This is a genomic window from Streptococcus cristatus (assembly GCF_003943465.1).
GTDB lineage: Bacteria > Bacillota > Bacilli > Lactobacillales > Streptococcaceae > Streptococcus > Streptococcus cristatus_C.
The window spans coordinates 74,394-90,160 of record NZ_RJPR01000001.1 but is presented as its reverse complement, the minus strand read 5'-3'; the positions used below and the strand labels follow the sequence as shown (position 1 = coordinate 90,160).

Sequence of the window (15,767 nt, the reverse complement as noted above, 5' to 3'; positions counted from 1 at the left end):
CCATGGCAGTATTTGAAAAAGTACAAGAAATTATCGTTGAGGAACTTGGTAAAGAGCCATCAGAAGTTACACTTGAGTCAACTTTCGATGATCTTGAAGCAGATTCATTGGATTTGTTCCAAGTAATTTCAGAAATCGAAGATGCATTTGACATCCAAATCGAAACTGAAGAAGGCTTGAAAACAGTTGGTGACTTGGTTGCCTACGTAGAAGAAAAAACAAAATAATAAAGATTTGAGAGTATCGCAAGATATTCTCTCTTGTTTAGGTAATAGTTTGAATTTCAAAGTAAAAAGACTGCTATCTAGCGGTTTAGGCTCAAGCTATTACTTAAGCAATGATTAGAGGAAGGTATTATGCAAACACGAATTACAGAATTATTAGATATCAAATATCCTATTTTCCAAGGTGGTATGGCCTGGGTCGCAGATGGTGACTTGGCTGGTGCTGTTTCAAAGGCTGGTGGTCTTGGGATCATCGGTGGCGGAAATGCTCCTAAGGAAGTGGTGAAAGCTAATATTGACAAGATTAAGTCTTTGACGGATCGTCCTTTCGGAGTCAATATCATGCTTTTGTCGCCTTTTGTAGATGACATCGTGGATTTGGTGATCGAAGAGGGTGTAAAAGTGGTAACGACTGGTGCGGGCAATCCAAGCAAGTACATGGCTCGTTTCCACGAGGCAGGTATTACGGTGATTCCTGTTGTACCAAGTGTGGCTTTGGCTAAACGGATGGAAAAAATTGGAGCGGATGCCGTTATTGCTGAAGGAATGGAAGCTGGTGGTCACATCGGTAAGTTAACAACCATGACCTTGGTTCGTCAGGTTGTAGAAGCAGTTAACATTCCAGTTATTGCGGCTGGTGGTATTGCGGATGGATCTGGTGCTGCGGCTGGCTTTATGTTAGGAGCAGAAGCGGTTCAGGTCGGCACACGCTTCGTCGTAGCTAAGGAATCTAATGCCCATCAAAATTATAAAGATATGATTTTGAAAGCTCGTGATATCGATACGACAATTTCTGCTCAGCACTTCGGTCATGCGGTTCGTGCGCTCAAGAATAAGCTAACTCGCGATTTTGAAAAGGCTGAAAAAGAAGCCTTCAAGCAAGAAAATCCAGACTTGACTGTTTTTGAAAATCTGGGTGCTGGTGCCTTGGCTAATGCAGTTGTCCGTGGCGATGTGGAAAACGGTTCCGTCATGTCTGGTCAGATTGCCGGCTTAGTCAGCAAGGAAGAAACGGTCGAAGAAATCCTCAAGGATATCTATTATGGTGCTGCTGAGAAGATTCAGCAAGAAGCAAAACGTTGGGCAGGAGTAACTAGAAATGACTAAGACAGCCTTTCTATTTGCTGGTCAGGGAGCCCAATATCTGGGAATGGCTCGTGACCTCTATGAACAGTATGATGTGGTTAAGGCGACTTTTGAGGAAGCGAGTCAAGTTCTGGGCTATGATGTTCGGGCGTTGATTGACCAAGATGAAGAAAAACTCAACCGAACTCGCTATACTCAACCAGCAATTTTGACAACTTCTCTTGCTATTTATCGCCTGCTGGCTGAAAAAGGAATCCAGCCTGATATGGTGGCTGGTCTTTCTCTGGGTGAATACTCTGCCTTGGTAGCTGCTGGCGCGCTGGACTTCAAAACAGCGGTAGCTCTAGTCGCAAAACGTGGAGCTTTCATGGAGGAAGCGGCTCCTGCTGGTTCTGGAAAGATGGTTGCGGTCCTAAATGCGGAAGTGGCTCTTATTGAGGAAGCCTGCCAGACGGCTAGTCAGCTAGGAGTCGTCTCTCCTGCCAATTACAACACTCCAGGTCAAATCGTCATTGGGGGAGATGTGGCAGCGGTGGATAAAGCGGTGGAACTCCTCAAGGAAGCAGGTGTGAAACGCTTGATTCCGCTGAATGTTTCGGGTCCTTTCCATACGGCTCTTTTGAAACCAGCCAGTGAGCAATTAGCTCAGGTTTTGGCTGAAACAGAATTTGCTGATTTTCAACTTCCGCTAGTGGGCAATACAGAGGCGGATATTATGGAAGCTGATAGAATTAAGGAATTATTAACTCGTCAGGTCATGGAGCCGGTTCGTTTCTACGATAGTATTGCTAAAATGCAAGAAGCTGGTGTGACAGAGTTTATCGAGATTGGTCCAGGGAAGGTATTGTCTGGCTTTCTGAAAAAAATTGATAAATCAGCGGTTGTTTATCATGTTGAAAGTGTGGAGACTTTGACAGCCCTACTGGAAAAATAATGGGGAATACCAATGGAATTAAAGAATAAAAATGTTTTTATTACTGGCTCTAGCCGTGGGATTGGTCTGGCTATTGCCCATAAGTTTGCAAGTGCAGGTGCCAATATTGTCTTGAACGGTCGTGGTCAAATTTCAGACGAAGTTTTGTCTGAGTTTGCTGGCTATCCGGTCAAGGTCGTCGCTATTGCAGGCGACGTATCTGATGGCGCTGATGCTAAGCGAATGATTGAAGAGGCGATTGCAGCTTTGGGCTCTGTAGATGTTTTGGTAAACAATGCCGGAATTACCCGCGATAAGATTATGCTCAAGATGACAGAGGAAGATTTCGAGCAAGTGCTGAAGGTCAATCTGACTGGAGCCTTCAATATGACGCAAGCCGTCTTGAAACCAATGACCAAGGCTCGTCAGGGAGCAGTCATTAACCTATCAAGTGTTGTCGGTTTGACTGGTAATGTCGGCCAGGCCAACTATGCAGCTTCTAAAGCTGGCTTAATTGGATTTTCTAAGTCGGTTGCTCGTGAGGTAGCTGGACGCAATATTCGTGTCAATGTGATTGCCCCAGGCTTTATCGAATCGGATATGACAGATGGGCTTTCTGAAAAAATCAAAGAAGCTTCTCTGGCTCAAATCCCAATGAAACGGTTCGGCAATACCGAAGAAGTAGCGGATGTTGCCCTATTCTTAGCAGGTCAGGAATACCTTACTGGTCAGGTCATCGCGATTGATGGCGGACTGACAATGCAGTAATTGCATGCATTTGGATTTGACAGTTTACCAATTATCATAAAGGAGTTCACCATGAAACTAAATCGAGTTGTTGTGACAGGTTATGGCTTAACCTCTCCCATCGGAAATACACCAGAAGAATTTTGGAATAGCTTAAAAGAAGGTAAGATTGGGATTGGTCCCATCACCAAGTTTGATCATAGCGATTTTGCTGTTCATAATGCGGCTGAAGTCCAAGACTTTCCATTTGATAAATACTTTATCAAGAAAGATACCAATCGTTTTGACAATTATTCTTTGTATGCCTTGTATGCAGCTCAAGAAGCGGTAACAAATGCGAATCTTGATGTAGAAGCAATTGACAAAGATCGCTTTGGTGTCATCGTGGCTTCTGGTATCGGTGGTATCAAGGAAATCGAAGATCAAGTCATCCGATTGCATGAGAAAGGTCCAAAACGCGTTAAGCCAATGACTCTTCCAAAAGCTTTGCCAAATATGGCTTCAGGGAATGTTGCTATGCGCTTTGGAGCAAACGGGATTTGTAAATCAATCAATACAGCTTGTGCCTCATCAAATGATGCCATTGGAGATGCTTTCCGCTCTATCAAGTTTGGCTTCCAAGATGTCATGTTAGTTGGTGGATCAGAAGCTTCTATCACTCCATTTGCCATTGCTGGTTTCCAAGCTTTGACTGCCCTATCAACTACAGAAGATCCAACTCGTGCTTCTATTCCATTTGATAAAGACCGTAACGGCTTTGTCATGGGAGAAGGTTCTGGTATGTTGGTGCTTGAAAGTCTGGAACACGCTGAAAAACGTGGAGCGACTATCTTGGCTGAAGTAGTTGGTTATGGAAATACTTGTGATGCTTATCATATGACTTCACCTCATCCAGAAGGTCAAGGTGCTATTAAGGCAATTAAATTGGCTTTGGAAGAGGCAGAGATTTCTCCAGAGCAAGTGGCTTATGTCAATGCCCACGGTACTTCAACTCCTGCTAATGAAAAAGGAGAAAGTGGAGCTATCGTAGCTGTTCTTGGTAAAGAAGTACCTGTATCTTCAACCAAGTCATTCACAGGACACTTGCTTGGGGCTGCAGGAGCGGTAGAAGCAATCGCTACAATAGAAGCCATGCGTCATAACTATGTACCAATGACAGCTGGAACAAGTGAATTGTCAGACTATATTGAAGCAAATGTCGTTTATGGGCAAGGCTTAGATCAAGAAATTCCTTATGCGATTTCCAATACATTTGGTTTTGGCGGTCACAATGCTGTTCTGGCATTCAAGCGTTGGGAGGGCTAGATGAATATCAATGAAATTAAAGACTTGATGGCTCAGTTTGACCAATCAAGCCTGCGTGAATTTTCTTATAAAAATCAAAGTGATGAATTGACTTTCAGCAAGAATGAAAATTCTGCCGCAGTCGCAGCAACTCCAGCAGCCAGTGCAGCTCCTGTTGTAGCTCCTGTGCAGCCAGCAAGTGCACCTATATCTGAGACAGTTTCCCAAGCAGCTCCAACTACAGCACCTGAGGTGGCTCCAGAAGCTCCGGCACCAGCTGCTGAGGGTGATGTCGTGGAAAGTCCCTTGGTTGGCGTGGCTTACTTGGCCGCAGGTCCAGATAAACCAGCTTTTGTCAGTGTAGGAGACCAAGTTAAAAAAGGTCAAACCCTGATGATTATTGAAGCCATGAAGGTCATGAATGAGGTGCCAGCACCGAAAGATGGTCTGATTACAGAAATTCTGGTTCAGAATGAAGAAATGGTTGAATTTGGGAAAGGGCTGGTACGCATCAAATGATTGATATCAATGCAATAAAAGAGGCGCTTCCGCATCGCTATCCCATGCTTTTGGTGGACCGTGTTCTGGAAGTCAGCGAAGATGAGATCGTCGCTCTGAAAAATGTGACAATCAACGAGCCATTCTTTAACGGACATTTCCCTCAATATCCAGTTATGCCAGGTGTCTTGATCATGGAAGCTTTGGCTCAAACGGCTGGTGTGCTGGAATTGTCTAAAGAAGAAAATAAGGGCAAACTGGTCTTCTATGCTGGCATGGACAAGGTTAAGTTCAAGAAGCAAGTTGTGCCAGGTGACCAACTGATTATGACAGCCAAGTTTGTCAAGCGTCGCGGAACCATTGCAGTGGTAGAGGCCAAGGCCGAAGTTGATGGCAAACTTGCAGCAAGCGGAACCTTGACCTTTGCGATTGGTCAATAAGAAAGAGGAGATTTCACCATGTTTCGTAAAATTTTAATTGCTAACCGTGGGGAAATTGCGGTCAGAATTATTCGTGCAGCTCGCGAGCTAGGAATTGATACGGTAGCTGTTTATTCAACGGCTGACAAGGAAGCTCTTCACACCCTACTGGCTGATGAGGCGGTTTGTATCGGACCAGCCAAGTCTACAGATTCTTATCTGAACATGAATGCCGTCTTATCTGCTGCTGTTCTGACAGGTGCAGAAGCCATTCACCCTGGTTTTGGTTTTTTGAGTGAAAACTCTAAATTTGCGACCATGTGTGAAGAAGTCGGCATTAAGTTTATTGGACCTTCAGGTGCTGTTATGGACTTGATGGGGGACAAGATTAATGCTCGGGCTCAGATGATTAAGGCCAAAGTGCCGGTTATCCCAGGTTCTGACGGGGAAGTTCATACCTCTGAAGAAGCCTTGGAAGTAGCCGAAAAAATTGGCTATCCAGTCATGCTTAAAGCTTCTGCTGGTGGCGGCGGTAAAGGTATTCGTAAGGTTGAAAAGCCTGAGGATTTAGTAGCGGCTTTTGAGTCTGCTTCTAGTGAAGCCAAAGCAGCCTTTGGTAATGGTGCCATGTATATGGAGCGAGTAATCTATCCAGCGCGCCATATTGAAGTGCAGATTTTGGCTGATCAGCAGGGGCATGTGGTCCACTTGGGCGAGCGGGATTGCTCTTTGCAGCGTAATAATCAGAAAGTGCTGGAAGAAAGTCCATCTGTGGCGATTGGGAAAACCCTGCGTCAGAAGATTGGTGAAGCAGCTGTTCGGGCTGCTGAGTCTGTCGGCTATGAAAATGCTGGAACGATTGAGTTTCTTCTCGATGAAGCCAAGGGTGAATTCTACTTTATGGAGATGAATACTCGGGTGCAGGTTGAGCATCCAGTGACTGAGTTTGTTACTGGTGTGGATATTGTTAAAGAGCAGATTAAGATTGCAGATGGTCAAGAGCTGTCCTTTAGTCAAGAAGATGTTGAAATTCGCGGTCATGCGATTGAATGTCGGATCAATGCTGAAAATCCAGCCTTTAACTTTGCACCGAGCCCAGGAAAGATTTCCAATCTTTATCTGCCAAGTGGCGGAGTGGGGCTGCGTGTGGATTCGGCGGTCTATCCTGGCTACACCATTCCTCCTTATTACGACAGCATGATTGCCAAAATCATCGTTCATGGGGAAAATCGCTTTGATGCCCTGATGAAGATGCAACGGGCTCTCTATGAGCTAGAAATCGACGGTGTCGTGACCAATAGCAGTTTCCAACTGGATCTGATTTCAGATCCTAATGTGATTGCTGGTGATTATGATACAGCCTTTCTCATGGAGAAGTTCCTTCCGGCTTATCAAGAGAAAAAATAGATGACAAGGAGTGATTTTGTTTGAAAGAAGCAGAATCACTCTAAAATTTAATGAAGGAGTAAGCAATGCCTTTGTTTTCAAAAAAGGATAAATATATTCGAATCAATCCTAATCGTTCCTCTCGTGCCTTGCCTCAGCCAAAACCAGAAGTTCCAGATGAGCTTTTTTCCAAGTGTCCAGGTTGTAAGCATATCATTTATCAAAAGGATTTGGGGGCAGAGCGTGTCTGTCCAAGCTGTGGCTACACTTTTCGGATTTCAGCTTTTGAGCGTCTGAGTTTGACGGTGGATGAAGGAAGCTTTGAGGAATTGTTCACAGGTATTGAGACGACAGATCCCTTACATTTTCCAAATTATCAAGAAAAACTGGCAAAGATGCGGGAAAAGACTGGTCTAGATGAGGCCGTTTTAACTGGAACCGCTCTGATAAAAGGTCAAAAATTAGCTCTTGGGATTATGGATTCCAACTTTATCATGGCTTCCATGGGGACGGTTGTGGGTGAAAAAATTACCCGCCTCTTTGAATATGCGACAGAGCATCAGTTGCCAGTCGTCCTCTTTACGGCTTCTGGTGGTGCTCGTATGCAGGAAGGTATCATGAGCTTGATGCAGATGGCCAAAACTTCTGCTGCTGTGCAACGTCATTCAAAGGCTGGTCTTTTTTACCTGACTGTTTTGACAGATCCGACAACAGGCGGTGTCACAGCTTCCTTCGCTATGGAAGGGGATATTATCTTGGCAGAAGCGCAGGCTCTGGTAGGCTTTGCTGGTCGTCGAGTTATTGAATCTACTGTACGAGAAAAGTTGCCAGATGACTTTCAAAAGGCAGAGTTCTTGCTAGAGCATGGCTTTGTTGATGCGATAGTCAAACGTGGTGAATTGCGGGATCGGATTGCTACTCTCTTGAGATTTCATGGAGGTGACCAATGACAAAAATCAGTCAGATTATCAAAGCAGCGCGTGATCAGTCCCGTTTGACGGCTCTGGATTTTGCCCAAGGAATTTTTGATGATTTTGTGGAATTGCACGGAGATCGTGGTTTTCGTGATGATGGTGCTGTCATTGGCGGTATCGGAACATTAAATGGTCAGCCGATCACAGTGGTCGGTATTCAAAAAGGTCGCAATTTGCAGGACAATCTGCGACGGAACTTTGGTCAGCCCCATCCTGAAGGCTATCGCAAGGCTCTACGTCTCATGAAGCAGGCTGAGAAATTCGGCCGTCCAGTCGTGACCTTTATCAATACGGCTGGTGCCTATCCTGGCGTCGGTGCTGAGGAGCGCGGACAGGGCGAAGCCATTGCCCGTAATCTCATGGAAATGAGCGATCTGAAAGTGCCCATTATTGCCATTATCATCGGTGAGGGTGGCTCTGGTGGGGCACTGGCCTTAGCAGTTGCTGATAAGGTCTGGATGCTGGAAAACTCTATGTATGCCATTCTCAGTCCAGAAGGCTTTGCTTCGATTTTATGGAAGGATGGCAGCCGAGCAATGGAGGCGGCTGAGATGATGAAAATCACCTCGCATGAGCTTTTGCAGATGGGTGTCGTTGATAAGGTCATCCCCGAACGTGGCTTTAATAAAAATGAGCTCTTAGCTGCAGTCAAGCAAGAGATCAGTACTGAATTAGCAGAACTTTCCAAACTTTCTCTCGAGCAACTTTTAGAAGATCGCTATCAACGTTTTAGAAAATATTAGTCAGAAGCCTTAGGGCTTCTTTTTCATGCTTTAGAAAGGTATAGAGTCAATTAAGATGGGTAATATATTTTGGTTTGACATGTAGCAATATATTCTCTTTATAGAGGCCATATAAAATATATATTATACAAGCTGTCAGACCTATGTTAAGATAGTTGCTAATCAAAAGAAATGAGGTTTCATATGTCAGAATTTACTATCCACACGATTGAGTCCGCACCAGCTGAGGTGAAAGAGGTTTTAGAAACTGTTCAAAAAGATAACGGTGGCTACATTCCCAATCTTATCGGTCTTTTGGCCAATGCGCCAACGGCTTTGGAAACTTATCGGACGGTTGGAGCCATCAATCGTCGTAATAGCCTGACACCGACTGAGCGTGAAGTAGTGCAGATTACGGCCGCGGTTACCAACGGCTGCGCTTTCTGTGTAGCGGGCCATACAGCCTTTTCAATCAAGCAGATTCAAATGAATGACGATCTTTTGGAGGCTCTGCGCAATCGTACTCCGATTGATACCGATCCGAAGCTAGATACACTTGCTAAATTTACCATTGCTGTTATCAATACCAAGGGACGGGTCGGAGATGAGGCTTTGTCAGACTTCCTAGAAGCGGGCTATACACATGAGAATGCTCTGGATGTAGTTCTAGGTGTCAGCCTTGCGACTCTTTGCAATTATGCCAATAATCTGGCCAACACACCAATTAATCCGGAATTACAGCCTTATGCTTAGCCTTTGAGGAGGTGAAAGGGCTTTTTAGAACGACCCATTCTTTTTCATTGACTACAAGTCAAGCAAGAAACCAGTGCTGAACTAGCAGAACTTTCTAAAATTTTTCTTGACTAACTCTTGGAAGAATGTCATCAATACTTTAAGGAATGAAAAATTGTAAAATATAGTGCAATAAAAACTTACAGAACTTCAAACAGTGTAAACCATAAATAACTACATCAACAGGTAAACAAGGAGATTCTATGAGCTACTATCATCTTACCTTTGAATAAATTTTCTATCTAACCTTTTGGGGTTATAGAATATTCAAAATTTTTCATAAAACATTGACAAAAACCGAATATTATTTTAAAATAATAGAAAATTTAGAATAAACACCGAATGAAGTTTTTCAGAAATAAGTGTTTGAGCCTTATGACTGTGAAATGGACGGAACTCTGGAGAGACCATGATTGGCACCGAAGGGGCAAGGCAGGCAACTGCTCAAACTCTCAGGTAAAAGGACAGAGCAAGGGAAGGACAGAAAACGGTCGTTCTCAGGCATCCAGAGTACATGTTTACACATGTACTTTTCTTTTTCTCGGTGTGGAAAAGGAGCAGAAGATTTATGTTGAAATTGCTGAATCAAATTGATTCTCTGGTCTGGGGGCCTCCCCTCTTGATTTTATTAGTTGGAACAGGGCTTTATCTGACACTTCGTCTGAGGTTGCTACAGATTTCGCGCCTTTTTCGCGCCTTTCGCTTAATTTTTGTTTCCGGAGAGGATCATCATGGAGACGTGTCAAGCTTTGCAGCTCTTTGTACAGCATTGGCAGCCACGGTTGGCACGGGGAATATTATCGGTGTGGCGACTGCCATAAAAGTTGGTGGACCGGGTGCCTTATTTTGGATGTGGCTAGCTGCTTTCTTTGGAATGGCAACCAAGTATGCCGAAGGTTTATTAGCGATTAAGTATCGTTCCAAGGATGCCCACGGAGCAGTTGCTGGTGGTCCCATGCACTATATTTTGTTGGGAATGGGAGAAAAATGGCGTCCGCTGGCTATCTTCTTTGCTGTAGCGGGTGTCTTGGTGGCTCTTTTAGGGATTGGGACCTTCACACAGGTGAATTCCATTACAGAAGCTATGCAGAATACCATTCAGTTGCCTCCAGCTGTGACTGCCTCTATCTTGGCTATTTTGGTGGCTCTAGTTATTTTTAGCGGTATCCAGTCTATTGCTCGAGTGTCGACCAAGATTGTGCCTTTTATGGCGGCTATTTATATCTTGGGGACTGTGACTGTATTAGCAGTCAATCTAGATCGTCTGCTGCCAACTCTTCAGCTAGTTTTTAGTTCTGCCTTTAGTCAGACGGCTGCTGTTGGTGGCTTTGCTGGTGCAACCATCCAGATGGCGATTCAAAATGGGGTCGCACGCGGGGTATTCTCCAATGAATCTGGTTTGGGGTCTGCACCTATTGCAGCGGCGGCAGCTCGGACTAAGGAGCCTGTCGAACAAGGATTGATTTCTATGACGGGAACCTTTATCGATACTCTGATTATTTGTAGTCTGACAGGTCTAACAATTTTAATCACAGGAGTCTGGGATGGCAATCTCAATGGTGTGTCCTTGACTCAGGCAGCCTTTGCGACTGTCTTTGCTAATTTTGGTCCAATCCTTCTATCCGTTTTTCTAGTTCTGTTTGCTTTTACCACTATTTTAGGATGGAACTATTACGGTGAGCGTTGCTTTGAGTTCCTGTTTGGTGTCAAATATATTCGTTTGTACCGAATCATCTTTGTCGCTATGGTGCTCTTAGGGGGCTTTATCGAGTTAGAAGCAGTTTGGGTCATTGCCGATATTGTCAATGCCTTGATGGCCTTGCCAAATCTGATTGCTCTTTTGGCCTTGTCTCCGGTTATTATTGCTGAAACCAGAAAGTATTTTGACAAGAAGGGCTGAGTTTCCAGTTGCTGGATTTTTGAAAGAAGATTTTCTTGCTAAAGCTGCTTTGTCAGCTTTAGCTTTTTTATGGCAGGGAAATCTCCCGTCTTTTGTTATTGGTCAAAACATGGTATAATGAAGTATTAAGATTCTAGGAGGAAATGACATGCGTTGTCCCAAATGTGGCGGAAGCAAATCAAGTGTGGTTGACAGCCGGCAGGCAGAAGATGGAAATACAATCCGTCGCCGCCGTGAATGCGAGGAATGCCAGCACCGTTTTACAACTTATGAGCGCGTGGAAGAAAGAACCCTAGTCGTTGTCAAAAAAGATGGAACGCGTGAGCAGTTTTCTCGGGATAAGATCTTTAACGGAATCATCCGCTCCGCTCAGAAGCGTCCGGTATCAAGTGACGAGATTGAAGAATTGGTCAATCGGATTGAGCAAAAACTTCGCAGTCAGAGTGAAAATGAAATTGCCAGCGAATATATTGGCTCTCTGGTCATGGATGAGCTGGCCGAGCTGGATGAAATTACCTATGTCCGTTTTGCCAGTGTTTATCGGAGTTTTAAGGATGTTGGCGAGCTGGAAAGCCTTTTGAAGCAGATTACCAAGGGTTCTAAGAAGAAAAAGGAAAAATAATGGCTTATGAAACCAAATGATCATTTTTCTTTCTTGTCTAATAACCAGGTCAGTCAGGATATGAGCGGGCTGACCCGTTATTATCTACCTATTGTGGGCAAGGATGCAGTCGCGCTTTATCTTTATCTGGTTTCTTTTTGGGATAATGGAACTCAGCAGCGACTTTTCAGCCATATTTTAAATCATCTTGACTTTGGTATGGAAGCGTTGGAGAGGAGCTTGGAGCGCCTATCAGCTATTGGCTTGCTAGAGCTTTACCAGACGGAGACGGGATTTTTCATCCGACTCTATCCAACCTTGTCCGCTGAGGAATTCTTTGCTCACCATGTGTACAGTAGTCTTTTGGAGAAAAAGATTGGTCAGGCGGCGGTAGATAAGCTACGACCGGAAAATCCAGCTGGGCAAAAAATCAGTCCTTCTTTTAGCCAAATTTATGGCATGGATGACGTCAGTCCGACGAGAACTAGTCGCCAAAATGATTTTGATTTGACGCATTTTAAACAGAGAATGGCCCAGGATGGCTTGCGTTTTGCAGATGAAAAAGCGGACCTCTTGGACTTGTTTGCGATTGCGGAGCAGAAGAAATGGACGTGGTACGAGACTTATGCCTTAGCGCGTGAAACGGCTGTGTCACATGTGATTTCGACGAAACGGATGCAGCAAAAGATTCAGCAGAAACCAGTTTCGGGAGATTTTTCTCAGCAAGAGCAGTCTATTATTCGTGAGGCTAAAAGCAAGCAGCCCTTGCTCTTTTTGGCAGAAATCAAGAAAATACGTCAAGCGGCCATTACGCGTAGTGAACGGAAGTTGATTCAGGATTTGGCAGAGATGGGACTGTTGGATGAAGTTATCAATATCATCCTGCTATTGACTTTTAATAAGGTGGATTCGGCCAATCTCAATGAAAAGTATGCCCTCAAGGTGGCCAATGACTTTTCTTATCAAAAGGTGACCTCGGCTGAAGAGGCAGTCCTGAAAATCCGCGAGCGCAACCAGCAGACGAATAGTCGTCCTGCGCAAGTCAGTCCAGCTGCTGCTAAAAGCAATGTGCCGAACTGGAGTCAGCCGGATTACAAAAATGAAACCAGCTTAGAAAAGCAAGCTGAACTAGAAGAGCAAAAAAGAAGACTTTTAGCAAGACTGGAAGAAGGAGGCGATTAAATGGAGAAAATAGGACAGGCAATGCCTCATATGAATAAGGTGAAGCAGTTTGATTATCAAAAATTAGTCCAGCAGATTTTAGCAGATCCAGATATCGCTGACTTTATCAGTCGAGAACAACTGTCTCCAATCGAAATTCAGCGTAGCATTTCTAAGTTCAATCAATACATTACCGAACGAGATCGTTTCCTGCTAGAAGATCAGAACTATATTGCTAAGGGTTATAAGCCAATTTTAGTGAAAAATGAAGGCTATGCGGATGTTGCCTATGAGGAAACGCCTGAGTTGATTGAGCAGGAGAGACAGGAAGCGATTAGAAGCCGTCTCAACCTTATCAATCTGCCAGCCAGTCTAAAAGAGGCTAGTTTGGCCAAAGTGGACTTAGACGATATTGGTCGCTACAAGGCTTTCGAGCTCTTGACCAGTTTTGTTGCGGATTTTCCGCATTATCAGAAGGCTGTTTATCTCTACGGAGATTTCGGCGTGGGTAAGAGCTACATGATGGCTGCGCTGGCGCATGATTTATCAGAGAAACGCAGTGTGTCAACGACGTTGCTCCACTATCCGAGCTTTGTTTTGGATGTTAAGAATGCGATCAGTTCCGGCTTGGTCAAGGACAAGATTGACCAAGTCAAGACAGCTCAAGTGCTGATTTTGGACGATATCGGTGCAGAGCAGTCTAGCCCCTGGATGCGCGATGAGATTTTGCAAGTCATTCTCCAGCACCGCATGCAGGAAAATCTGCCAACTTTCTTTACTTCTAACTTTAGTTTTGCAGATTTGGAGCGTCACTTTGCTAATTCTAAGAATGGCGATGAGACCTGGCAAGCCAAGCGGGTTATGGAGCGGATTAAGTTTCTAGCTCAAGAAGTGCATCTAGAAGGAGAGAACCGTCGATGAATGAAACAATTAACTTGATGAAGGCTCATACGTCTGTTCGGCGCTTTACGGAAGAGCAGATTTCAGATGAAGAACTACGCGCGATTATCGATGCTGGACGTGCTGCTTCCAGCTGGAAAAACTTCCAGTCCTACTCTATCATTGTGGTGCGCAGTCAGGAGAAAAAAGAAGCCCTCTTTGATTTAGTTCCGCAGAAAGCAATTCTTCAGGCTTCAGCATTTTTGCTCTTTGTAGGAGACCTCAATCGTGCTCAAAAGGGTGTTCAATTGCACACGGATGGTTTTTACCCTGAAGGAACCGAAAATATTCTCATTAGCTCGGTAGATGCTGCTTTGGCAGGGCAAAATACCCTCTTAGCAGCTGAAAGTCTGGGTTATGGCGGCGTTATTATTGGTTTAGTCCGCTATGAAGCTTCAAAAATTGCCCAGCTCTTTAATCTGCCAGACTATACTTATCCAGTTTTAGGCATGGCTTTAGGAAAGCCTAATCAAAACCATGCTGTCAAGCCACGTCTGCCTTATGAAGCGGTGGTCTTTGAGGAAGAATACCGTGAACAACTCAGTTCTGTCATTGAGACTTATGACCGTGTACAGGCTGAGTATGCTGGTGATCGGGCACAGGATACTTGGAGCCAGCGTTTGGCAGCCCAATTTGGTCAGGAGCCGAATCAAGCGATTGACCAACTGTTCAAAGAAAAGAAATTAGAAAAATAAGGCGGAGCTCAGCTCTGTCTCAAAGAATGAAAGAGGAAAAACATGGCTTTACCAACTATTGCCATTGTCGGCCGTCCCAATGTCGGCAAGTCAACGCTATTTAACCGGATTGCGGGTGAGCGGATTTCCATTGTTGAAGACGTGGAAGGGGTTACTCGTGACCGCATCTATGCGACGGCAGATTGGCTGAATCGTAAGTTTAGTATCATTGATACAGGCGGAATTGACGATGTTGATGCGCCTTTTATGGAGCAAATCAAGCATCAAGCTGAGATCGCTATGGACGAGGCTGATGTTATCGTTTTTGTCGTGTCTGGCAAGGAAGGTATTACGGATGCGGACGAGTATGTCGCTCGCATGCTGTACAAGACTCACAAGCCGATTATCTTGGCGGTTAATAAGGTGGATAATCCCGAAATGCGCAATGAAATCTATGATTTCTATGCTCTGGGCTTGGGCGATCCATTCCCAGTATCTTCTGTCCATGGGATTGGTACAGGGGATGTTCTAGACGCTATCGTTGAAAATCTTCCACATGAGGAAGTGGTTGAAAATCCTGATATGATTAAGTTTAGCTTGATTGGCCGGCCTAATGTCGGCAAGTCTAGCTTGATCAATGCCATCTTAGGTGAGGATCGGGTCATTGCCAGTCCAGTGGCTGGTACCACGCGCGATGCTATTGATACGGTCTTTACGGACAGTGAAGGTCAGGAATTTACCATGATCGATACGGCTGGTATGCGCAAGTCGGGCAAGGTCTATGAAAATACGGAGAAATACTCTGTTATGCGGGCTATGCGGGCGATTGACCGCTCAGATGTCGTTCTGATGGTGCTGAATGCTGAAGAAGGAATTCGTGAGTACGACAAGCGAATCGCTGGCTTCGCCCATGAAGCAGGAAAAGGAATGATCATCGTCGTCAATAAGTGGGACACGCTGGAAAAAGACAACCATACTATGAAAGACTGGGAAGAAGATATTCGTGACCAGTTCCAGTACTTGTCTTATGCGCCGATTATTTTTGTCTCTGCCCTGACCAAGCAGCGTCTCCATAAGCTGCCGGACATGATTAAGCAAATTAGTCAGAGTCAGAATACCCGTATTCCGTCAGCGGTGCTCAATGATGTTATCATGGATGCCATCGCGATTAATCCGACGCCGACTGACAAGGGCAAGCGTCTTAAGATTTTCTATGCGACTCAGGTTGCGACCAAACCGCCGACCTTTGTCATCTTTGTCAACGAAGAAGAGCTCATGCACTTCTCTTACCTGCGTTTCTTGGAAAATCAAATCCGCAAGGCCTTTGTCTTTGAAGGAACACCGATTCACTTGATTGCAAGGAAGCGGAAGTAGGACTTGCTTCGGACTGTTTATAAAGAAAAAAACAAGAGCGATTTCAGGGAATTCATGGGCGGATGCTTATCCT

17 protein-coding genes and 1 riboswitch are annotated in these 15,767 nt (G+C 44.7%); all 17 genes read left to right on the top strand.

The window, feature by feature from the left end; translation table 11 throughout:
* Positions 1–2 precede the first annotated feature (2 nt).
* Positions 3–227 (top strand): acyl carrier protein, encoded by a 225-nt coding sequence (locus D8793_RS00465; RefSeq protein ID WP_005591706.1) that lies wholly within the window; start codon positions 3–5, stop codon positions 225–227.
* 129 nt (positions 228–356) lie between these two features.
* Positions 357–1,331 carry an enoyl-[acyl-carrier-protein] reductase FabK gene (gene fabK / locus D8793_RS00460; RefSeq protein WP_005591707.1) on the top strand — a complete coding sequence of 325 codons (975 nt, stop codon included), beginning with the start codon at positions 357–359 and terminating at the stop codon, positions 1,329–1,331.
* Positions 1,324–2,244, top strand: coding sequence for an ACP S-malonyltransferase (fabD, locus tag D8793_RS00455; RefSeq protein WP_125371148.1), 921 nt, complete (start codon positions 1,324–1,326; stop codon positions 2,242–2,244). Before fabK ends, fabD begins: the two co-directional genes overlap by 8 nt.
* A 12-nt stretch (positions 2,245–2,256) precedes the next feature.
* Positions 2,257–2,991, top strand: a complete 735-nt coding sequence (fabG, locus tag D8793_RS00450; RefSeq protein ID WP_125371147.1) for a 3-oxoacyl-[acyl-carrier-protein] reductase — start codon at positions 2,257–2,259, stop codon at positions 2,989–2,991.
* 51 nt (positions 2,992–3,042) lie between these two features.
* Complete coding sequence (gene fabF, locus D8793_RS00445; RefSeq protein ID WP_125371146.1) at positions 3,043–4,275, top strand: beta-ketoacyl-ACP synthase II; 1,233 nt, start codon at positions 3,043–3,045, stop codon at positions 4,273–4,275.
* Positions 4,276–4,773: an acetyl-CoA carboxylase biotin carboxyl carrier protein gene (gene accB, locus D8793_RS00440; protein ID WP_125371145.1), complete on the top strand. Its 498-nt coding sequence runs from the start codon at positions 4,276–4,278 to the stop codon at positions 4,771–4,773.
* Positions 4,770–5,192: a 3-hydroxyacyl-ACP dehydratase FabZ gene (fabZ, locus tag D8793_RS00435; protein WP_008809611.1), complete on the top strand. Its 423-nt coding sequence runs from the start codon at positions 4,770–4,772 to the stop codon at positions 5,190–5,192. Before accB ends, fabZ begins: the two co-directional genes overlap by 4 nt.
* 18 nt (positions 5,193–5,210) lie before the next feature.
* A complete protein-coding gene (locus D8793_RS00430; protein WP_125371144.1) occupies positions 5,211–6,578 on the top strand; it encodes an acetyl-CoA carboxylase biotin carboxylase subunit in 1,368 nt (455 codons plus the stop codon).
* Between the two features lie 65 nt (positions 6,579–6,643).
* Positions 6,644–7,507: an acetyl-CoA carboxylase, carboxyltransferase subunit beta gene (gene accD, locus D8793_RS00425; protein WP_005591714.1), complete on the top strand. Its 864-nt coding sequence runs from the start codon at positions 6,644–6,646 to the stop codon at positions 7,505–7,507.
* Positions 7,504–8,274, top strand: a complete 771-nt coding sequence (locus D8793_RS00420) for an acetyl-CoA carboxylase carboxyl transferase subunit alpha (RefSeq protein WP_125371143.1) — start codon at positions 7,504–7,506, stop codon at positions 8,272–8,274. The genes accD and D8793_RS00420 overlap by 4 nt, the downstream gene beginning before the upstream one ends.
* 183 nt (positions 8,275–8,457) lie before the next feature.
* On the top strand, positions 8,458–9,006 hold the full coding sequence (locus tag D8793_RS00415) for a carboxymuconolactone decarboxylase family protein (RefSeq protein WP_032911848.1): 549 nt from the start codon (positions 8,458–8,460) through the stop codon (positions 9,004–9,006).
* Positions 9,007–9,433: 427 nt separating this feature from the next.
* A riboswitch (glycine riboswitch) is annotated at positions 9,434–9,523 on the top strand.
* Positions 9,524–9,613: 90 nt separating this feature from the next.
* The gene (locus D8793_RS00410; protein ID WP_125371142.1) at positions 9,614–10,945 is read left to right on the top strand and encodes an alanine/glycine:cation symporter family protein; all 1,332 of its coding nucleotides are present in this window, start codon (positions 9,614–9,616) and stop codon (positions 10,943–10,945) included.
* A gap of 148 nt (positions 10,946–11,093) precedes the next feature.
* Positions 11,094–11,567: a transcriptional regulator NrdR gene (nrdR, locus tag D8793_RS00405; protein WP_005591110.1), complete on the top strand. Its 474-nt coding sequence runs from the start codon at positions 11,094–11,096 to the stop codon at positions 11,565–11,567.
* Between the two features lie 6 nt (positions 11,568–11,573).
* Positions 11,574–12,728 (top strand): replication initiation and membrane attachment family protein, encoded by a 1,155-nt coding sequence (locus D8793_RS00400; protein ID WP_125371141.1) that lies wholly within the window; start codon positions 11,574–11,576, stop codon positions 12,726–12,728.
* Positions 12,729–13,628 carry a primosomal protein DnaI gene (gene dnaI, locus D8793_RS00395; RefSeq protein WP_125371140.1) on the top strand — a complete coding sequence of 300 codons (900 nt, stop codon included), beginning with the start codon at positions 12,729–12,731 and terminating at the stop codon, positions 13,626–13,628.
* Positions 13,625–14,341, top strand: coding sequence for an NADPH-dependent oxidoreductase (locus tag D8793_RS00390; protein ID WP_125371139.1), 717 nt, complete (start codon positions 13,625–13,627; stop codon positions 14,339–14,341). Before dnaI ends, D8793_RS00390 begins: the two co-directional genes overlap by 4 nt.
* A gap of 42 nt (positions 14,342–14,383) precedes the next feature.
* Positions 14,384–15,694: a ribosome biogenesis GTPase Der gene (gene der / locus D8793_RS00385; protein WP_048765864.1), complete on the top strand. Its 1,311-nt coding sequence runs from the start codon at positions 14,384–14,386 to the stop codon at positions 15,692–15,694.
* The last annotated feature ends 73 nt before the right edge of the window (positions 15,695–15,767 follow it).